We start from the raw sequence: 16,593 nt of genomic DNA, 5'->3' as shown, positions 1-16,593 counted from the left end.
CTTCCTGCTATCCCCCTTTGCCCCAGCTACGTACCAGCCGGGGATTCGCCGTCGCCCCTTTGATAATAGAGCGCGGCCAAGGCCGTCCGGTTGTTCACCCGCAGCTTCTGGAAGATATTGTGCAGGTGGATTTTCACCGTTCCCTCGCCTGCCCCCAATTCCCTGGCGATCAGCTTGTTCGACAGCCCGCTGCACGCCAGCCCGGCAATCTCCCTCTCCCGCCGGGTCAGTCCCGCCAGCCCGGCCGGCACCGCAGGGATGGGCAGGTTGCCCAGCTTCGCCGCCACATCGTCCGCGAACCAACGCCGCCCAGCCGCGACGCCGCGCAGGCAGTCGATCAGCGTGTCGGGCGCGGCTTCCTTCAGCAATATGCCCCATATGCCGTGCGCCAACGCCTCGGCCGCTTGGCTCGGCGTGATCATCGCCGTCAGGAACACGACGCGTACCGGCAGGTCCGCCGCCCGGATGCGCCGCAGGATCGCCAGCCCGCTGATGTCGGGCATGTTGATGTCCAGCACGGCCATGTCGGGCTTCAGCCTGTCGATCATGGCAAAGGCATCGACGCTGCGCGTCGTGCTGCCGGCGACGCTGAAATCCGTCTCCATCGCCACCAGATCGGCCAGGCCGCGCAACAGCACGGGATGATCGTCCACCAGAAAGACAGTGTGCCGGCTCATGACGCGGGCATTCCGGGTTCGGACATTTCAGGCAGGGGCATCTCGATCCGCAATGCCAGGCCCGGGGCATAGCGGGTGATGGCCAGGCTGCCGTCCATATCCTCCACCCGCGTCCGCAGCGATCGCGGCCGGGGCGGATCATCGCTTTCCCCCACGATCATGCCGCAGCCATTGTCCGCGATGCAGAGGCTGAGGCCATGGTCGATCCGGCTCAGTTCCACGTTCAGCCGCGTTGCCCCGCCATGGCGCACTGCATTGGCGGTCGCCTCCGACAGAAGCTGCGCCAGCTCGCGATGGACGCGCGCGGTCGCCTCCATGTCGGGCGGCGTGACCGTCAAACCGATGTCGCAGCCCCACTGGTCGCACAGTTCGTTCACATTCTGCGACAGGCTGGCGGACAGCGGGCGAAGAGCCGCCAGTTTCCGGCCGTCCTCGACGAACAGCCTTATCCGCCGCTGCTGCGCCGCCATAAGCGCGCTCACCGCCTGAAGCGTCCCGCGCGCGGCAGGAGGCAGACCGGCGGCGACCGCCTTCAGCTTCAGCGTGGCGGCGGTCAGGTCCTGGAGCACGCTGTCATGCAGGTCGCGGGCCAGGCGCACCCGTTCCTGGTCGCGCGCGCTTTCGGCGATGGCATGGGTAAGCGCGAACCGTTCCAACTCATCGCCAATGCGCTGGGCGGTGATCCGCGCGAGCGATGCGTCGTCCTCATGGCCGTGGCGGATATCGAGCACATGGAGCCGCCCCTTGTTGCGGGTGCCGACGAAGGGCGCCGAACGCATCTCGCGAGGCGCGGGCATGGCCCATCCGGCCGATTGCAAGATCGCTGCGATCCCGGCCCGTCCGGTCCCGTCGGGCAGCGGCAGAAGGGCCAAGCCTTCCGGCCCGAACAGGGCGGCACGACCGACCGGATCGCCCCTGTCCTGCCAGGTCAGGATCAACCGCGGCGCGCCCAGCAGGCGGGAGGCATGGTCCAGCAGGTCATGCAGCCACGCCCGCTCGTCCATGCTGACCGGCGCGGCCGACCAGGAGGCGAGTTGGGCGAAGCGCTGCCCGCTGCGGGCGCGATAGGCGCCGAAATAACCCAGCATGGCCGCCGCCACCAGGAAATAGGCCGACCGCATGATGACCAGATTCAGCTCTGAATCGCCGTCGGTCAGATCCCGCCATCCCACGGCAATCATCATGCCCTCCATGACGATCGCGCCCAGCACCGCGCCGCGCATGCCCCAGCGCATGGTGGTCGCCAGCAGGATGAAGGGCACGAACGGAAAGAAAGGGCTGTCCAGCTCATCGGTCAGATAGACCAGCGTGCCCAGGGCCAGCACGTCCACCGCATGGGACAGCAGGTGCACCGGATGGGCGAGCGGGCGGCGCGGCGGGCACAGCATCAACAGCAGCGAAAAGACGACATAGGCGGACAGCACCAGATGCGCTTCGTTCAACGACCGTGCCGGACGAGTGGGGTCAAGATAGATGGCAAGCGCCGCGAACAGGGCCGATACCAGCCGGCCGGCCGAAATCAGCCGTTCCGGATCGGCGCCGATATGGAAATTCACCAGCAGGTGCAGCCGATGGAACGGGGAAACACCCGGCAGATTATCGGAATGGCTCGATTGTCCCATTCATCACCCTCGCAAATGTCTCTCACGGAGGACGGGACCGCTCAATTGCGATTATGGGTAACGGGATGGACGCCAGGTTTGAACCTTGCGCTCTTCGAACCGGCGGCGCGGCCTCTACGACTATCCGCTCACTGGCGCTCGTCCGAAAGCCGGGCATGATCGCGCGCATGTCGTGGCGGGCGGTACCAGCACGAAACGGGTCGGGTCGATAAGGAGAATGATCATATGAGCGGCATCAACCGTCGCGAACTGGGTCTGGGCCTGGGTGCCGCCGCCCTGGGCACCGCACTGGGCGCCGCCATGCCCGCCGCTTCGGCAAACGCGCAAGCCTCTGCCCGCGCCATGCCGAAGGACGCCCTCTCCTTTCCATCCGGCTTCCTCTGGGGCTGCGCCACCGCCTCCTATCAGATCGAGGGCGCGGTGAAGGAGGACGGGCGTGGCCTCACCAACTGGGACGTGTTTTCGCACACCCCCGGCAAGGTCGCCAATGGCGATACCGGCGATGTCGCCTGCGACAGCTATCACCGCTATCCCGAGGACATCGCCCTGCTGAAGGCGCTGGGGGTCAAGGCTTATCGCTTCTCCGTCGCCTGGTCGCGCATCTTCCCCGAAGGGAGGGGCAGGCCCAATGCGAAGGGGATCGATTATTACGACCGGCTGGTCGACGGGCTGATCGCCGCCGGAATCGCGCCGCATGTCACGCTGTTCCACTGGGACCTGCCCCATGCGCTGCCGGGCGGCTGGCAGAATCGCGACACCGCCTATGCCTTTGCCGACTATGCCGGCACCATGGCGGGGCATTTGAGCGATCGGGTGAGGCATTTCATGACCGTCAACGAACTGCGCTGCTTCACCGATCTGGGCTACATGACCGGCGGCAAGGCGCCGGGCCTGAAACTGCCGATGCGACAGGTCAATCAGATCCGCCACCACGGCGTTCTGGCCCATGGGCTGGGCGTCCAGGCGGTGCGCGCCCATGCCCGGGCGGGGACGCTGGTGGGTCTGGCCGACAATCCGGCGCTGTTCGTGCCCGCCATCGAGAGCGCCGGGCACATAGAGGCCGCGAAGAAGGCCGTGCGCGCGGAAAATGCGATGTTCCTCACCGCGATCATGGAAGGGACATATCTCGATTCCTACCTGACCGCGCAGGGCAGGGACGCGCCGCTCGTCAAGGACCGCGACATGGCGCTGATCGGCAGCCCACTCGATTTCCTGTCGATCAACGTCTATACCGGCAACAGCGTGCGCGCCGACGGATCGCCCAAAGGCTATGAAATTCTGGCCCACCGGCCGCAATCGCCGCGCATGTCCTCCCCGTGGCTCTACGTCACGCCGGAGATACTCTATTGGGGCATCCGCGCCGTCAGCGAACTCTGGAGGCCCAAGTCCCTCTTCATTTCCGAAAACGGCTGTTCGGCGGACGATGTCGTCGCCGCCGACGGCAAGGTCTATGATGCCGACCGTGTCATGTACTTGCGCAACTATATCACCCATATGCAGCGGGCCGCGCGCGAGGGCTATCCGGTCGACGGCTATTTCATCTGGAGCCTGATGGACAATTTCGAATGGGAGGACGGCTATACCAAGCTGTTCGGCATCCACCATGTCGATTTCAGGACCGGCAAGCGCACGCCCAAGCTGAGCGCCGACTGGTATCGGGAACTGGTCCGGACGAACAGGCTGGTCTGATCGGCCCCGTCATCGCCGTCTCCGCAAAGGCGGGAACGGCGACGGGAAAGGCGTCAGAAGGTCCGCTCCAGCAGCATCAGCGTCGGTTCGCCCTCGACCGGCGAGGCGGTAAAGCCCTTTTCCTGCTCCAGCGCGATCGCGGCGTGGTTTTCGCGGCTCTCGATCGACTGGAGCCGCTTGACGCCCCAACCCTTCGCCTCCTGCGCCACATGGTCCAGCAAGGTCCAGCCTATCCCTCGCCCCTTGTGGTCGGTCCGGATGGCGATGGCGACCTCACCGGTTTCGCGCCGCTTGTCCGCCGCCAGCGTGGCGACGGCCAGGATCGCCCCGTCCTCGCCCAGGGCGAGATAATTTTCATGGGCCTGATCCTCATGCCGCGTCAGGTCGGACAGTTGCGCCTGGGTCAGCGCCTGCACCGCACTCAGGAAGCGGAAGCGGCGATCCTCGTCGGACACCTGCCCGAAAAAGGCCGTCAGTGCCTCGCCATCGGCGGCGGTCGCGGGACGCACGCGGAAGGAAAAGCCGGTGCGGGTATGAAGTTCAGTCATAATGGTCCTCCTCAGGCCGGCGTCAGTGCCTTGACCACGAAGGGCAGGCGCTCGCCATCAGGCTCGGTCAGGGTCAGATAGCCCCCCGCCCGGATCGCATGGGCGTCCAGACGGAAGATCCTTTCATCATCCTCTTCCCCCGGCTCATAGGACAGCGCCCAGCCTTCGCGGGTGCGCAGCAGCGTGCCGTGGCGGTCCGGCTCATTGGGCCAGAAACGGCGCACCGTCGCCAGTTCCGGATGGCTGCGCCAGGCCGGTTCGTCGATCAGCCCGTCCTCCCCCAGGGGCAGGCGCAGCACATAGCTGCGTGCCGCCGACCCGTTGGGGAAGGCGGGCGTACGGGCAAGTTCCAGGCGTATCGTCATCCAGCTCATGGCCATTGCAATCGGATTCCGCGGCGAAAAGCGATATAAGGATTATCCCTGATGGCGATGGAGGCGGGGGACGCCCTAGTCAGTCAGGGAACACACGATGCATGGCAAGGAGACAGTCGATGAAATCGGTCCTGCTGCACATTCATGAAGACCATGGCGCGGAAAGCCGCTTGCAGGCGGCCTGCGATATCGCCCGCGCCTCGGGCGCGCACATCCATTGCGTGCAGGTGACGGCCGTGCCCGATTTCGTCGCGGCGGACATGTATGGCGGCGCCTCCATGGCCCCGGCGATGATGGCGGAGCTGTACGACATCGACGAAAAGGCCCGCAAGCGGACCGAAGACCGGCTGCGGCGGGAGGATGTGAGCTGGGACTGGCGCCATGCGGAGGGCGATCTGGTCCACGGCCTGTTGTCCGCTTCGGCGCTGACCGACGGGATCATCGTGACCCTGCCCTCGGGTCCGCGCAAGGAACTGGCCGATCCGCTGCATCTGGCCGCCGACCTGGCGCTGGCCGGGCGGGTGCCGGTGATCGCGGTGCCGCAGGCTGCGAAATCCTTCCCCGTCACCGGCCGCGCTCTGGTGGCTTGGGAAGGATCGCAGGAAGCCTCCACGGCGCTGCGCCTCGCCGTGCCGCTGCTCAAGCTCGCCGAGGAAGTGCATGTCGTGACGGTGGAGGAAGCGGGCAAATATCCCTTCCCCGCGACCGACGCGCCGGAATATCTCGCCCGCCACGGCATCAAGTGCCAATATCATAGCTGGCCGCAGGACGGCCGCACGATCGAGGCGACGCTGAAGGCGGCGATCGGCGTGCTGAAGCCCGACTGGATGGTGATGGGCGCCTTCGGCCATAGCCGGCTGCGCGAGATGGTGTTCGGCGGCGTCACCCGCTCCATGTTGCGCGAAGTGCACGTACCGCTCTTGCTCGCCCACTGATCAGGCGGCATGGTGGAGGCATGGCGGTAGCGGACGATGAAACCGATGGCTTGAGCGCGCGCGCGCATAGTCTGGAACAGGCTCTGCTCGGCTCGATCCTGGCGACGGTGCCCGATGCGCTGATCGTCATCGACATGCATGGGTCCATCGTGTCCTTCAGCGCGGCGGCGCAGAACATGTTCCAATATGCCGAAAGCGACGTGCTGGGCGAGAATATCTCGATGCTGATGCCGTCCCCCGACCGGGAACGGCATGATGGTTATATCGGCCATTATCTGGATACGGGCGAGAGGCGGATCATCGGCATCGGTCGCCTCACCAGCGCGCGGCGGCGGGACGGATCGGTCTTTCCGATCGAACTGTCGGTGGGCGAGGTCAGCGACCAGGGACGGCGGCTGTTCACCGGCTTCATCCGCGACCTGACCGAACGGCAGCAGGCCGAACGGCGGGTGGCCGACTTGCAGGCGGAACTGGCTCATACCAGCCGGGTGACGGCGATGGGCACGCTCGCCTCCGCGTTGGCGCATGAGCTCAACCAGCCGCTGACCGCCATCGCCAATTATATGGAGGCCGGGCGCGACCTGCTCGATGCCGAGGGGCCGGTGGACCGCGACCTGCTGCGCGAGGCGATGGACGAAAGCGCGGCCCAAGCCCTGCGCGCCGGGGAGATCATCCGGTCGCTGCGCGAATTCATCAAGCGCGGCGAAACCATGCGCCAGCCCGAATCCCTGCGCGGCCTGCTGGCCGAGGGCGCGGCGCTGGCCTTCATCGGCGTCGACAGCCGGGGCCTCGACATGGACATCAGCGTCGACCCCCGCGTCGACAAGGTGCTGGCCAACCGCGTGCAGTTGCAGCAGGTGATCATCAACCTCACCAAGAATGCGGTGGAGGCGATGGCCAACAGCCCGGCGCGCATCCTGCGCCTGTCCGCCATCCCGGCCCCCTCCCCGACCGACGCCGGCCGCGTGGAGGTGATCGTCGCGGACAGCGGGCCGGGGCTGGACCCCGACATGTCGCGCACGCTCTTCACCCCCTTCACCACCACCAAGGCGTCCGGCATGGGCGTCGGCCTGTCGATCAGCCAGACCATCGTGGAGGGGCATGGCGGGCGCATCTGGGCTTCCCCGTCGCAATGGGGCGGCACCGCCTTTCATTTCACATTGGACGCCGTGGATTAGACCATTTGGAAGTCGGCTCGCAAAATACGGCCAACAAGGAAGAATAGAGCATGAGCGAACCCTATCCCATCTATGTCGTGGACGATGACGAGGCGATCCGGCGGTCGCTGTCCTTCATGCTCAAGACCAGCGGCTTTGCGGTCAGGCTGTTCGAAGGCGGCACCAGCTTCCTCAAGGAAGCCGCCGGCCTGCCGCCGGGCTGCGTGCTGCTCGACGTGCGGATGCCCGACATAGACGGGCTGGCGGTGCAGCAGGAACTGCGGGCGCGGGGCGTCATGCTGCCGGTGGTGATCATGACCGGCCATGGCGACATCGACATGGCGGTGACGGCGATGAAGGCGGGCGCCAGCGACTTCATCGAAAAGCCGTTCGAAAAGGCCGCCCTGCTCGCCTGCATCGAAACGGCGCAACGCCTGTCGGTGGCCGATCGCGGCGCCAGCGCGCGGACGGAGGATGCCCGGGCGCGGCTCAACATCCTGACCGACCGGGAGCGCGAAGTGCTGGACGGGCTGGTCGAGGGACTGCCCAACAAGACCATCGCCTATGATCTGGGGATCAGCCCGCGCACGGTGGAGATCCACCGCGCCAACCTGATGCAGAAGCTGGAGGTGAAGAGCCTGGCCGAAGCGCTGCGGATCGCCTTCCATGCCGGGTCGGCGGAGTGAGCGAGCGGCTCACCCGTCCAGCAACCTCCTGATCTGGCCAGCCAGATCGCCCAGCGCGAAGGGTTTCGGCAGCAGCGCGATGCCCGCCTCCAGACGGCCGTCGCGCATGAAGCCGTCCCGCGTATATCCGCTGGTGAACAGCACCTTGAGCCCCGGCCGCAGCGCCAGCGCCCGCTGCGCGAGTTCGCTGCCCGACATCCCCGGCATCACCACGTCGGTGAACAGCAGGTCGATCCCCTGCCCCCGCCGCTCCACCAGCCTGAGCGCCGCGGCGCCGTCCGCCGCCTCGATCACCCGATAGCCCAGGTCCCGCAATATCTCCGCCGAATAGGCGCGCACACCCGCATCATCCTCCACCACCAGGATCGTCTCGCCCTTCGCCTGCCGGTCAGCGCCAGGAACGCGCGCGCCCTCCCACGGCCCCGCCTTTCCGGTGAAACGCGGCAGGAAGAGCTGCACCGTCGTCCCCTGCCCTTCGCGCGACTGGACCTCGATATGGCCGCCCGACTGCTTGACGAAGCCATAGACCTGGCTGAGCCCCAGCCCCGTACCGCGTCCGATCTCTTTGGTGGTGAAGAAGGGTTCGAAGATCTTCGCCAGCGTTTCCTGCGACATGCCGGTGCCGGTGTCGGCCACCGCGATCATCACATAGTCCCCGGCGACCACATAGGGATGCCGCGCGACATAGGCTTCGTCGAGAGGCATATTGACCGTCTCGATGGTCAATATGCCACCGTTGGCCATGGCGTCGCGGGCATTGACCGCCAGATTGAGCAACGTGCTCTCCATCTGATTGGGGTCGGCCTCCACCGCCCACAGACCCTCGCCACGCCGGATGTCGAGCCGGATCAACTCGCCCAGCGACCGCTTCAGCAGTTCGGCGAGTCCGTCGGTCATCTGCCCCAGGTCGACCGGCTTGGGCGATAACGGCTGACGGCGCGAAAAGGCCAGCAATCGCTGCGTCAGCGCCGCTGCCCGCTCCGCACCCTTCATTGCATTGCCGACCGCCCGCAGCGCCTTGTCCTGCTCATCGCCCTTATGCAGCGCCCGCTCGGCCAATTCGATATTGCCCGCGATGACGGTCAGCAGATTATTGAAGTCATGCGCGATCCCCCCGGTCAACTGGCCCACCGCTTCCATTTTCTGGGCCTGGCGGAGTTGCTCCTCGATCGCGCGTTTCTCGGTCAGGTCGCGCGTCACCTTGGCAAAGCCGATCAGCCTGCCCTGCTCGTCATGGATCGCGTCGACGACGATATTGGCCCAATATTCGCGGCCGTCGCGCCGCATGCGCCAGCCTTCCGCCTCGAACCGCCCCGCGACCGACGCGATCCGGATCGTCCGCTCCGGCATCCCCGCCTCCCGGTCGGCCGGGGTATAGAAGATCGAGAAATGCCGCCCCAATATCTCCTCGGCGGCATAGCCCTTGATGCGTTCGGCACCTGCATTCCAGTTGGTGATGATGCCCGACGCGTCCAGCATGCACAGCGCATAGTCCGTCACCCCCTGCACCAGCTTGCCGAAGCGCTGCTCGCTTTCCTCCAGCCTGGTGAAAGCGCGCTGGATTTCCGACGTGCGCTGCTCGATCCGCTGCTCCAGCGTGGCGTTGAGCTGGCGTAACTCCGCCTCGACATCGGCACGGGCGGCGATTTCCCGCCGCGCCTGCGCATGCAGCCGGGCGTTGTCGATGGCGGTGGCGGCGTGCCCGGCTATGCCCGCCAATATCTTTTCATGTTCCGCGCTGAAACGGCCGGGCAGGCGATGGCCGAAGAACAGGCCGCCATGCACCTCCCCGCTGTGCGAAACCACCGGCACCGCCAGATAGCTGGCCACGGGCAGATGCCCTGGCGGCATGCCTTCATGCGGCGGATTATGGCCGTAGCGCGCATCCAGCCTTATGTCGTTCGACCGCACCACCCCCTGGCCCGCGAAGGTCGGCGCGAACACTGCCGTATTGCGCGGCATGGGAAAGCCGGCAAAGGCTTCCCGCTCCACTCCCGAAAGGGTGTAGAGCATGTAACTCTCCCCATCCTCCCCGACTTGATTGTAGAAGAAGGCGCCGAATTCCGCCCCGGTCAGTTCCACCCCGGCATCGGTGACGGTCTGGACGATGCGTTCCAGATCCTGATCGGCGGCCACCGCGGCCCCGGTCTGGTTGACGATCTCGAAGCTGGTCTGAAGCGAGACGTTGCGGATCGCCGCCGCCACCAGCCGCGCCAGTTGTTCCAGCAACGCCACGGCGAAGTCGTCGATCGCGCCCACCCTGTCCCAATAGGCGCCGATCGCCGCCTCAGTGACGCCGGTATCGACCGGCATCATCACCATGCTCTTCACAAAGGTCGGCGCATAGGCCGTCTGCGGCACGCGAGGGTCGCGCCAGATGTCCGGGATGATGGCGGGTTCCCCATGCAGCATCGCCCAGCCCGACACGCATTCGCTCATGAGGAAGCGCTGTCCCGCCCACAGCGGTTCGATCGCGTCTTCCGCGACATAATGACAATGGTCGCCATCGGCGGTGACGAAGCAGATTCCCTGCGCGCCGATGATCCCCCGCGCCGCCGATCGCACGACATCGACCACATCGGACAACGAACGGGCCTTCGCCAGCCGCTCCGCGGCCGCGAACAGCCGTGGCCACGGCCCCCCATTCTCCCCCTTCATCCCATGCATAGGCCCCCTGACCTTCGCAGTCGTTCGGACCGGAGCATAAGCCATTGTTTTCCAGCGACCAACCGTAACCATGGCCGAACGGGATCAATTGGTCGAATTTGGTATCCCTTGTGGGCAGAAATCTCATCCACCTGCTGATCGCTCGGCCGAAGAGGGCGCAAGGCCAGTGGCTGGAACGATTTGAACGCCCATCCGCTACTCCCGAAGCTCAATTCCCCTTCATTTGCCAATTTGAAGGATTTATGCCACATCTGTCCCAAACAAGCTTCAACATCGCGCGCGAGGGCAGGAATGAACGCAGTGGTAACCCAGATTGGCGATCTGGCGGAGGCCGGCGAAAAGATGGTCGAACGCCTGCGGCGCAAGGCTTTTCTGCCGGATAGCCGCAAGGAACTCAACATCCGCTTCGGCATTGCCGAGGCGGCGCAACTGCTGGGCTGCTCGACGAATCGGATCCGCATGGCGGAGGAGGATGGCCGCCTGCCCCCTGCCCCGCCGACCGAAAACGGACGCCGCCCCGGCTACAAGGTGGAGGAGCTGCTGAACATGCGGCAGGTGCTGGGCGCCTCGCCCGAACGCGCCCCGCTCGACGTGCCCGCGATCATCGCGGTCCAGAATTTCAAGGGCGGCGTCGGCAAGTCGACCGTCACCACCCATCTCGCCCATTATTTCGCGGTCCAAGGCTATCGCGTGCTGGTGGTCGACTGCGACAGCCAGGCGACGACCACCACCCTGTTCGGCTTCAACCCGCATTTCAACATCCAGCGGGAAGAGACGCTCTATCCCTATCTGTCGATCGACCCGACGCAGGTCGACCTGCTCTATGCGGTCAAGCACACCGCCTGGCCCAATGTCGACCTGATCCCGTCCAACCTGGAACTGTTCGACGTCGAATATGAGCTGGCGGCGGCGGGCAGCGACGGCGGATCGGTCCTCGCCGCGCGCTTCCGCAAGCTCAAACAGGGACTGATGGACCTTGCCCGCCATTATGACGTGGTGCTGCTCGACCCCCCGCCAGCCTTGGGCACGATCAGCCTTGCCGTGATGCAGGCCGCCAACGCCCTGCTGGTGCCGTTGGCCGCGACCACGCCCGACTTCTGTTCGACCGTCCAGTTCCTCTCGATGATGGACCAGGTGATCGGCCAGCTCCAGCAGGCGGGGATCGCGGTCGATTACCAGTTCGTCCGCCTGCTCTGCTCCAAATTCGACAGCAACGATCCCAGCCATTCGATGGTTCGCGCGATCATGGAACAGAGCTTCGGCCCGGCGCTTCTTCCGGTGCCCATCCTCGACAGCGCGGAGATCAGCCATGCGGCGCTGCGCATGATGACGGTCTATGAACTGGAAAAGCCGATCGGCACGCCCCGAACCCACAAGCGCTGCCGCGCCAATCTGGACGAGGCACTTGGCCAGATAGAGGCTCTGGTGCGCCAGGGCTGGGGCCGCGTCACCCCGGCGCGGGAAGAGGATATTATCAATGCATGATGGATCGATGCGCATCACAGCGTCGCCCGCCGCCATATGTTCACTTTATGTTCCAGTTTCGCCTGGGGGGAAATGTGATGGCGCGTAAGCAATCCGACTATCTCGCCGCTTTGCTTTCGGAGGAGGCGGAGGCTGCCACGCCTGCGCCCGCCCAGGAAGAAATCAAGGCACCGGAGCCCCCCCTGTCCGCTCCCCCGGTCCAGGGTCGTCCAGACCGTGCGCGCGGCACGACCCTGCTCGGCCGCGAATCCGCGCTCGCCCGTCTCGCCTCGGGCGAGGTGCGGCAGGTCACGCAATTGCTGCTCGACCCGGCCAAGGTCCGCATCTGGACCGGCAATGCCCGGCATCAGGCGCTTCTCAATGAGGAAAATTGCCGCGAACTGATCGATTCGATCATCGCCGAAGGCGGGCAGAAGGTGCCCGCCGTGGTCCGCCGGGTCGAGGGCGACCCCGATCACGATTATGAGGTGATTGCGGGCACCCGCCGCCACTGGTCGATCAGTTGGCTGCGCGCGAACAGCTATCCCGAGATGATGTTCGTGGCGCAGGTCGCCCAGCTTGACGACGAAGCCGCCTTTCGCCTGGCCGATCTGGAAAATCGCGCCCGCAAGGACGTCTCGGATCTGGAGCGCGCCCGCAACTATGCCGAAGCTCTCAAGGCCCATTATGGCAGCCACCTGACCCGCATGGCCGAACGGCTGAAACTCTCCAAGGGCTGGCTGTCGAAGATGATCAAGGTCGCAGGCATTCCCGACCCCATCATCGACGCCTTCGCGTCGCCTGCCGACGTGCTGCTGAAACCCGCTTATGCCCTCGCGCAGGCGCTCGACGACGCAAAAGCCGCCCCGGCGATCATGGCGGAAGCCGGCCGGCTCGCTTCCGAACAGTGCGCCTTGCGCGCGGCTGGTGCAATCTTGATCCCAGCGAGCGATGTGCTCAAACGCCTGCTCGACGCCCCTCGCGCCGCACAATCCGCGCCCAGGGAAGAACCCTATGTCTGGAACACCCGTCTTGGCCGCCCCGCGCTCACCGTTCAGTCCGTCAATCGCCAGGGCGTCACCATCCGTCTCCATGCCGGGTCCGGCGCGGACATGGACATGCTGACCCAGGCCTTGCGCGACACGCTCGACCATCTCGAACGACAGGGCAAGGGGCTGCAACGCTGATGGTCGCGGGGGGGCGGGACATCGCAGCGGAATGGGCGCGGCGGATGCGCAACGCCCTCGCCGCGCAACCTGTTTCCCCGGGGAAACAGGCTCGTCCTCTTGCCGTCACCCTCCGGGGAGCATCCTCTCCGTTTCCCCGGGGAAACACCCCTCCCCGCCTCTGCTCCACATTTCTCTATTCGCTCGTTCCTTCACGGTTTAGCCATGCTGTCATCGCCCGACGCTGCGCCGTCGGAAGCCACGGGCTGCCTTTCATCGACAGGACCTGCCCATGATCCGCACCGGCAAGACCGAGATCAACGACCAGTTCGAACTCTTCCTTCCCTATATCGCGGACATGCCGCTGCGCGACCAGCGCGAGATGATGGAGCGCCCCTTCTTCAGCCTCGCCAAGACCAAGCGGGTCAAGCCAATCGACTACACCTCCCCCGACGGCAAGGCATGGGTCCATGTCTCGGCCAATCCCGACTATGGCATGGCGACCATCTGGGATGCGGACATCCTCATCTACTGCGCCTCGATACTGGCCGACATGGCCCGCCGCGGCCTCAACGACATTCCGCGCAAGCTGCATCTCATGCCCTATGACCTGCTGCGCGCCATCCACCGGCCGACCACCGGCCGCGCCTATGAACTGCTCGGCCAGTCGCTCGACCGGCTCGTCTCCACCACCATCAAGACCAACATCCGCGCCGAAAACCGCCGCGAGGCGACCTTCAGTTGGCTCGACGGCTGGACCCAGCTTGTCGACGAACGCACCGAACGCTCGCGCGGTATGACCATCGAGCTTTCCAACTGGTTCTATGAAGGCGTGCTGATGCAGGGCGGCGTGCTGAGCATCGACCGCGCCTATTTCGACCTCACGGGCGGCCGCGAACGCTGGCTCTACAAGGTGGCGCGCAAACATGCCGGCGGTGCGGGCGAGGCCGGCTTCGCCATCTCCATGCCGACCCTGTTCGACAAGTCCGGGGCCGAGGGCGCGTACCGCCGCTTCAAGTTCGAGATCGCCAAGATCGCCGAACGGGACCCCCTGCCCGGCTACACGCTGCATCTCGAACAGGCGGAGGGCAAGCGCGAACCCTCGCTGCGCATGCGCCGCCGCTCCGCTGTTCCATCTCCCTCCGTCAGCGCCCCGGCCAGCCTGCCGGCCGCCCGGCCCGTTACCAAGCCGACTTCCGATAGTCCCTTCCCCTCCCCGTCCCCCTCCCCATCCGTGGCAGCGGAAAAGCCGGAACTGTTCGACGCGAGCGCCATGATCCGCCGCACCGTGGCGGGACTGTCCGCCAAGGCCAGCGCGGGTGAGATCACCGACGCCACGCTCGCCACCTTGCGCGCAGAATGCCCTGGCTGGGACTATCAGGCACTGCATCAGGAATTTCGCGACTGGCTTGACGGCGATGCCGCTCGTACGCCGGTCAGCTACCAAAAGGCCTTCATCGGCTTCGTCCGTCGCTTCCACGAGAAGAACCGGCACCGCCTCTGAACCGTCGGCCGAGATCCGCGCGCCCCTGGCGCCCGGACCGGTGGCCCCTCTCCCACTCCCGCCTGCCGATCTCGCCATTACGGCCCGTCATCATGCGGGCCGACGATCATCCTATTACGGCTATTCCGCTTACAGCCAGTCGAGCGCGCATGGCCCGACAAACCATGGTCATCCGCACACCCTCTGACCGCCGCGCCGGTCTGCCATCGGCCTTTGTGCGGGCCCGGCTATCCCCCGTCTCGATGCCACGGAAGGATGGATGGCCGTTCCCGAAGTGTCGGGTGCGCTTCCCAGAGGATGAAGCAACCGCTCCCAGCCATTCCGCTCCGCTCAAGCCGTCGAAGATTTTGAACGTCCTCCCGGACCCCATTTCGAAAACTGATTCAATCCGGTCCGCCATATCGAGGCAAATCCGCTATCGTCGACACTCCAGGAACGGTCTTCGCCCCTTCAGGAACGGTTCCCCGACATTTCAGGAACGGACGGTCCGACACAATGGGAACGAACCATCGATCCTATGGGAACGGGCCCTTCCGGCCGACTCATGCGATTCCGGCGATTCGGACGACTGCGCCGGGGCCGGTAACTCTCTAACTAACTTAGAAACCTTGTAACTGGCCGGAGATATTGCCTTGGGAATTTATGGATGAATCTACAACGGCCCGTTCCGTCTACCGACCACCCAACCCCGAAAGCCGACCCTCCGTCAGCCGCTCCACCTGCGCCACCAATTTGGTCGCACCCTGATGGGAAATGCCGAGCAATCGGGCGATCGCCGTCCTGCCAAGCCCAGGATAAGCCAGTTCCAGCCGGATCAGGAGCGGCGCCTTGCTTCGCCGTGTGACCGGCAACTGGGGCAATTGCGCGAGCTTCGCTTCCAACCGGTCCAGTTCAACCAGCCCCTGACCCGCCTGCCTTGCGATCATGGTTGCCATATGCCCGGCCAGTGCCTCTGGATCATCCGGCAGGAAGCGGGGCAGATCGACCAGCGAGGGCAGGGGACGAAGAGCCAGACCGGCCGCGACAAGCGCCGCGGGCAGATGGCAGGCCAACAGCCACCCCGTATCGAACCGCCGCGCTTCTATCCGCAACTGCCGCCCATCGATCGTCGTGAGCAATTGTCCTTCCGTCGCTGGCATGTCCAGGCTGGTGCGTGCTTCGATCAGACGCCGGGCGACCGTCTGGAAGGATGCGACAGGGTAGGGAGCTTCCAGCAGCATTTGCGCCATGCGCCAGAGCGGACCAAAACGCACCAGGTCCTCCGGCGCCCAAAGGTCGGCCTCCTTCCGATCGTCCAGCAAGCTACGCGAGACATTGAGCGTCGCCCGCGCGATAGGGTCGCCATGGCCCTCCGTCGCAGACAGGGCAAAGTGAAACAGGGCGGCGATGGAAAAGGGATCGTTCAGACCTTCGCTGTGCCGTGGCGGAGCCGTGCGGCCGCAAATCCAGTCCTGCAGGTTCCTCACCGACACGGGAATGCCCGCAAAGCTTGCCAGGGCAGCCGCGCCCTTCAATCTCGCCTGCGCCAGCCAGATATTGGCTGCCGGGCTGTTGAGCAGCCTTCCGTCGAGTCGGCCAAGGAGAAGCAGGGCTTGATCCGAAGAGGATGAGAAATCGCGCATTTTCTAGGGATAGCGCAAGGGCACGTACAACCAAAGAGGGGCGTTGGTTGTATCCGCTGATAGGCCCGGATTGGAAGGGTGGGATGTCTTACATGAAGGACTCGACCACAAAGCTGCTTATGGCACATCGGCATGAGCGCGGCCAGCATGATTTGATGTCGGATGGGCGAGGGCAGGGCGGTTGGCAGGGCCCCGCAACAAGGCAGATCTCCTGTTCGCACAAGGCAAACAGAGCGCCTATCGCGAAGGAGGCCAGGTCTCTGTCGAGAGCTGACCTCCTGACCCCGCTTTGCGCTCAACCGTTCACGGCGAAAAAAGCGGCTGGTGTCAGCGGACAAAGTAGACTGCATTTTGCTGTTTCATCGTCAAATCAAAAGGTTATAGCGACGATACTGCAAGCAATTCTGTCTCGCTCGATTTGTCCGTCGCGGTGGTCGACAAAGTAAGCTACATTTTCATCGACGCAGAAATCGTTGTGGAGT

Annotated in this window: 13 protein-coding genes; 7 read left to right on the top strand and 6 right to left on the bottom strand. The window is 65.1% G+C overall.

The features are described from left to right. Window positions 1-26 precede the first annotated feature (26 nt). Both YP76_RS19105 and YP76_RS19100 read right to left on the bottom strand, forming a co-directional pair. Window positions 27-677, bottom strand: a complete 651-nt coding sequence (locus tag YP76_RS19105; protein ID WP_046765170.1) for a response regulator — start codon at window positions 675-677, stop codon at window positions 27-29. Continuing rightward, on the bottom strand, window positions 674-2,299 hold the full coding sequence (locus YP76_RS19100; protein WP_052757494.1) for a sensor histidine kinase: 1,626 nt from the start codon (window positions 2,297-2,299) through the stop codon (window positions 674-676). Before YP76_RS19100 ends, YP76_RS19105 begins: the two co-directional genes overlap by 4 nt. Before the next feature lie 225 nt (window positions 2,300-2,524). Between YP76_RS19100 and YP76_RS19095 the strand changes: the two genes are divergently transcribed. Further along, the gene (locus tag YP76_RS19095) at window positions 2,525-3,988 is read left to right on the top strand and encodes a GH1 family beta-glucosidase (RefSeq protein ID WP_046765169.1); all 1,464 of its coding nucleotides are present in this window, start codon (window positions 2,525-2,527) and stop codon (window positions 3,986-3,988) included. A gap of 53 nt (window positions 3,989-4,041) precedes the next feature. On the opposite strand, the gene YP76_RS19090 is transcribed toward YP76_RS19095, so the two are convergent. Together YP76_RS19090 and YP76_RS19085 are read right to left on the bottom strand one after the other, a co-directional pair. Beyond that, the gene (locus YP76_RS19090) at window positions 4,042-4,536 is read right to left on the bottom strand and encodes a GNAT family N-acetyltransferase (RefSeq protein ID WP_046765168.1); all 495 of its coding nucleotides are present in this window, start codon (window positions 4,534-4,536) and stop codon (window positions 4,042-4,044) included. 11 nt (window positions 4,537-4,547) lie between these two features. After that, window positions 4,548-4,910 (bottom strand): hypothetical protein, encoded by a 363-nt coding sequence (locus YP76_RS19085; RefSeq protein WP_046765322.1) that lies wholly within the window; start codon window positions 4,908-4,910, stop codon window positions 4,548-4,550. Between the two features lie 119 nt (window positions 4,911-5,029). On the opposite strand from YP76_RS19085, the gene YP76_RS19080 reads away from it, so the two are divergent. Genes YP76_RS19080 through fixJ form a run of 3 tightly spaced genes read left to right on the top strand, consistent with a single transcriptional unit; the run spans window position 5,030 to window position 7,688 of the window. Next, window positions 5,030-5,845 (top strand): universal stress protein, encoded by an 816-nt coding sequence (locus tag YP76_RS19080; protein WP_046765167.1) that lies wholly within the window; start codon window positions 5,030-5,032, stop codon window positions 5,843-5,845. Between the two features lie 20 nt (window positions 5,846-5,865). Further along, a complete protein-coding gene (locus tag YP76_RS19075) occupies window positions 5,866-7,023 on the top strand; it encodes a sensor histidine kinase (protein ID WP_046765166.1) in 1,158 nt (385 codons plus the stop codon). 50 nt (window positions 7,024-7,073) lie between these two features. Then, window positions 7,074-7,688, top strand: a complete 615-nt coding sequence (gene fixJ, locus YP76_RS19070; protein ID WP_046765165.1) for a response regulator FixJ — start codon at window positions 7,074-7,076, stop codon at window positions 7,686-7,688. Between the two features lie 9 nt (window positions 7,689-7,697). On the opposite strand, the gene YP76_RS19065 is transcribed toward fixJ, so the two are convergent. Then, complete coding sequence (locus YP76_RS19065) at window positions 7,698-10,346, bottom strand: GAF domain-containing hybrid sensor histidine kinase/response regulator (protein WP_198147547.1); 2,649 nt, start codon at window positions 10,344-10,346, stop codon at window positions 7,698-7,700. Window positions 10,347-10,646: 300 nt separating this feature from the next. Here YP76_RS19065 and YP76_RS19060 point away from each other — a divergent pair, with 300 nt between their 5' ends. The 3 genes from YP76_RS19060 (at window position 10,647) to YP76_RS19050 (ending at window position 14,489) form a co-directional block, all read left to right on the top strand. After that, window positions 10,647-11,840: an AAA family ATPase gene (locus YP76_RS19060; protein WP_046765164.1), complete on the top strand. Its 1,194-nt coding sequence runs from the start codon at window positions 10,647-10,649 to the stop codon at window positions 11,838-11,840. A 77-nt stretch (window positions 11,841-11,917) separates the two neighbouring features. Continuing rightward, a complete protein-coding gene (locus tag YP76_RS19055; protein ID WP_046765163.1) occupies window positions 11,918-13,006 on the top strand; it encodes a ParB/RepB/Spo0J family partition protein in 1,089 nt (362 codons plus the stop codon). 271 nt (window positions 13,007-13,277) lie between these two features. After that, a complete protein-coding gene (locus tag YP76_RS19050; protein WP_046765162.1) occupies window positions 13,278-14,489 on the top strand; it encodes a replication initiator protein A in 1,212 nt (403 codons plus the stop codon). A 671-nt stretch (window positions 14,490-15,160) separates the two neighbouring features. Here YP76_RS19050 and YP76_RS19045 read toward each other — a convergent pair. After that, on the bottom strand, window positions 15,161-16,111 hold the full coding sequence (locus YP76_RS19045; protein WP_046765161.1) for a hypothetical protein: 951 nt from the start codon (window positions 16,109-16,111) through the stop codon (window positions 15,161-15,163). Window positions 16,112-16,593: the final 482 nt, after the last annotated feature.

It is taken from the genome of Sphingobium chungbukense, assembly GCF_001005725.1.
GTDB classification, from domain to species: domain Bacteria; phylum Pseudomonadota; class Alphaproteobacteria; order Sphingomonadales; family Sphingomonadaceae; genus Sphingobium; species Sphingobium chungbukense.
The sequence above is the reverse complement of the archived record's forward strand: the minus strand, read 5'-3'. Positions and strand labels throughout refer to the sequence as shown.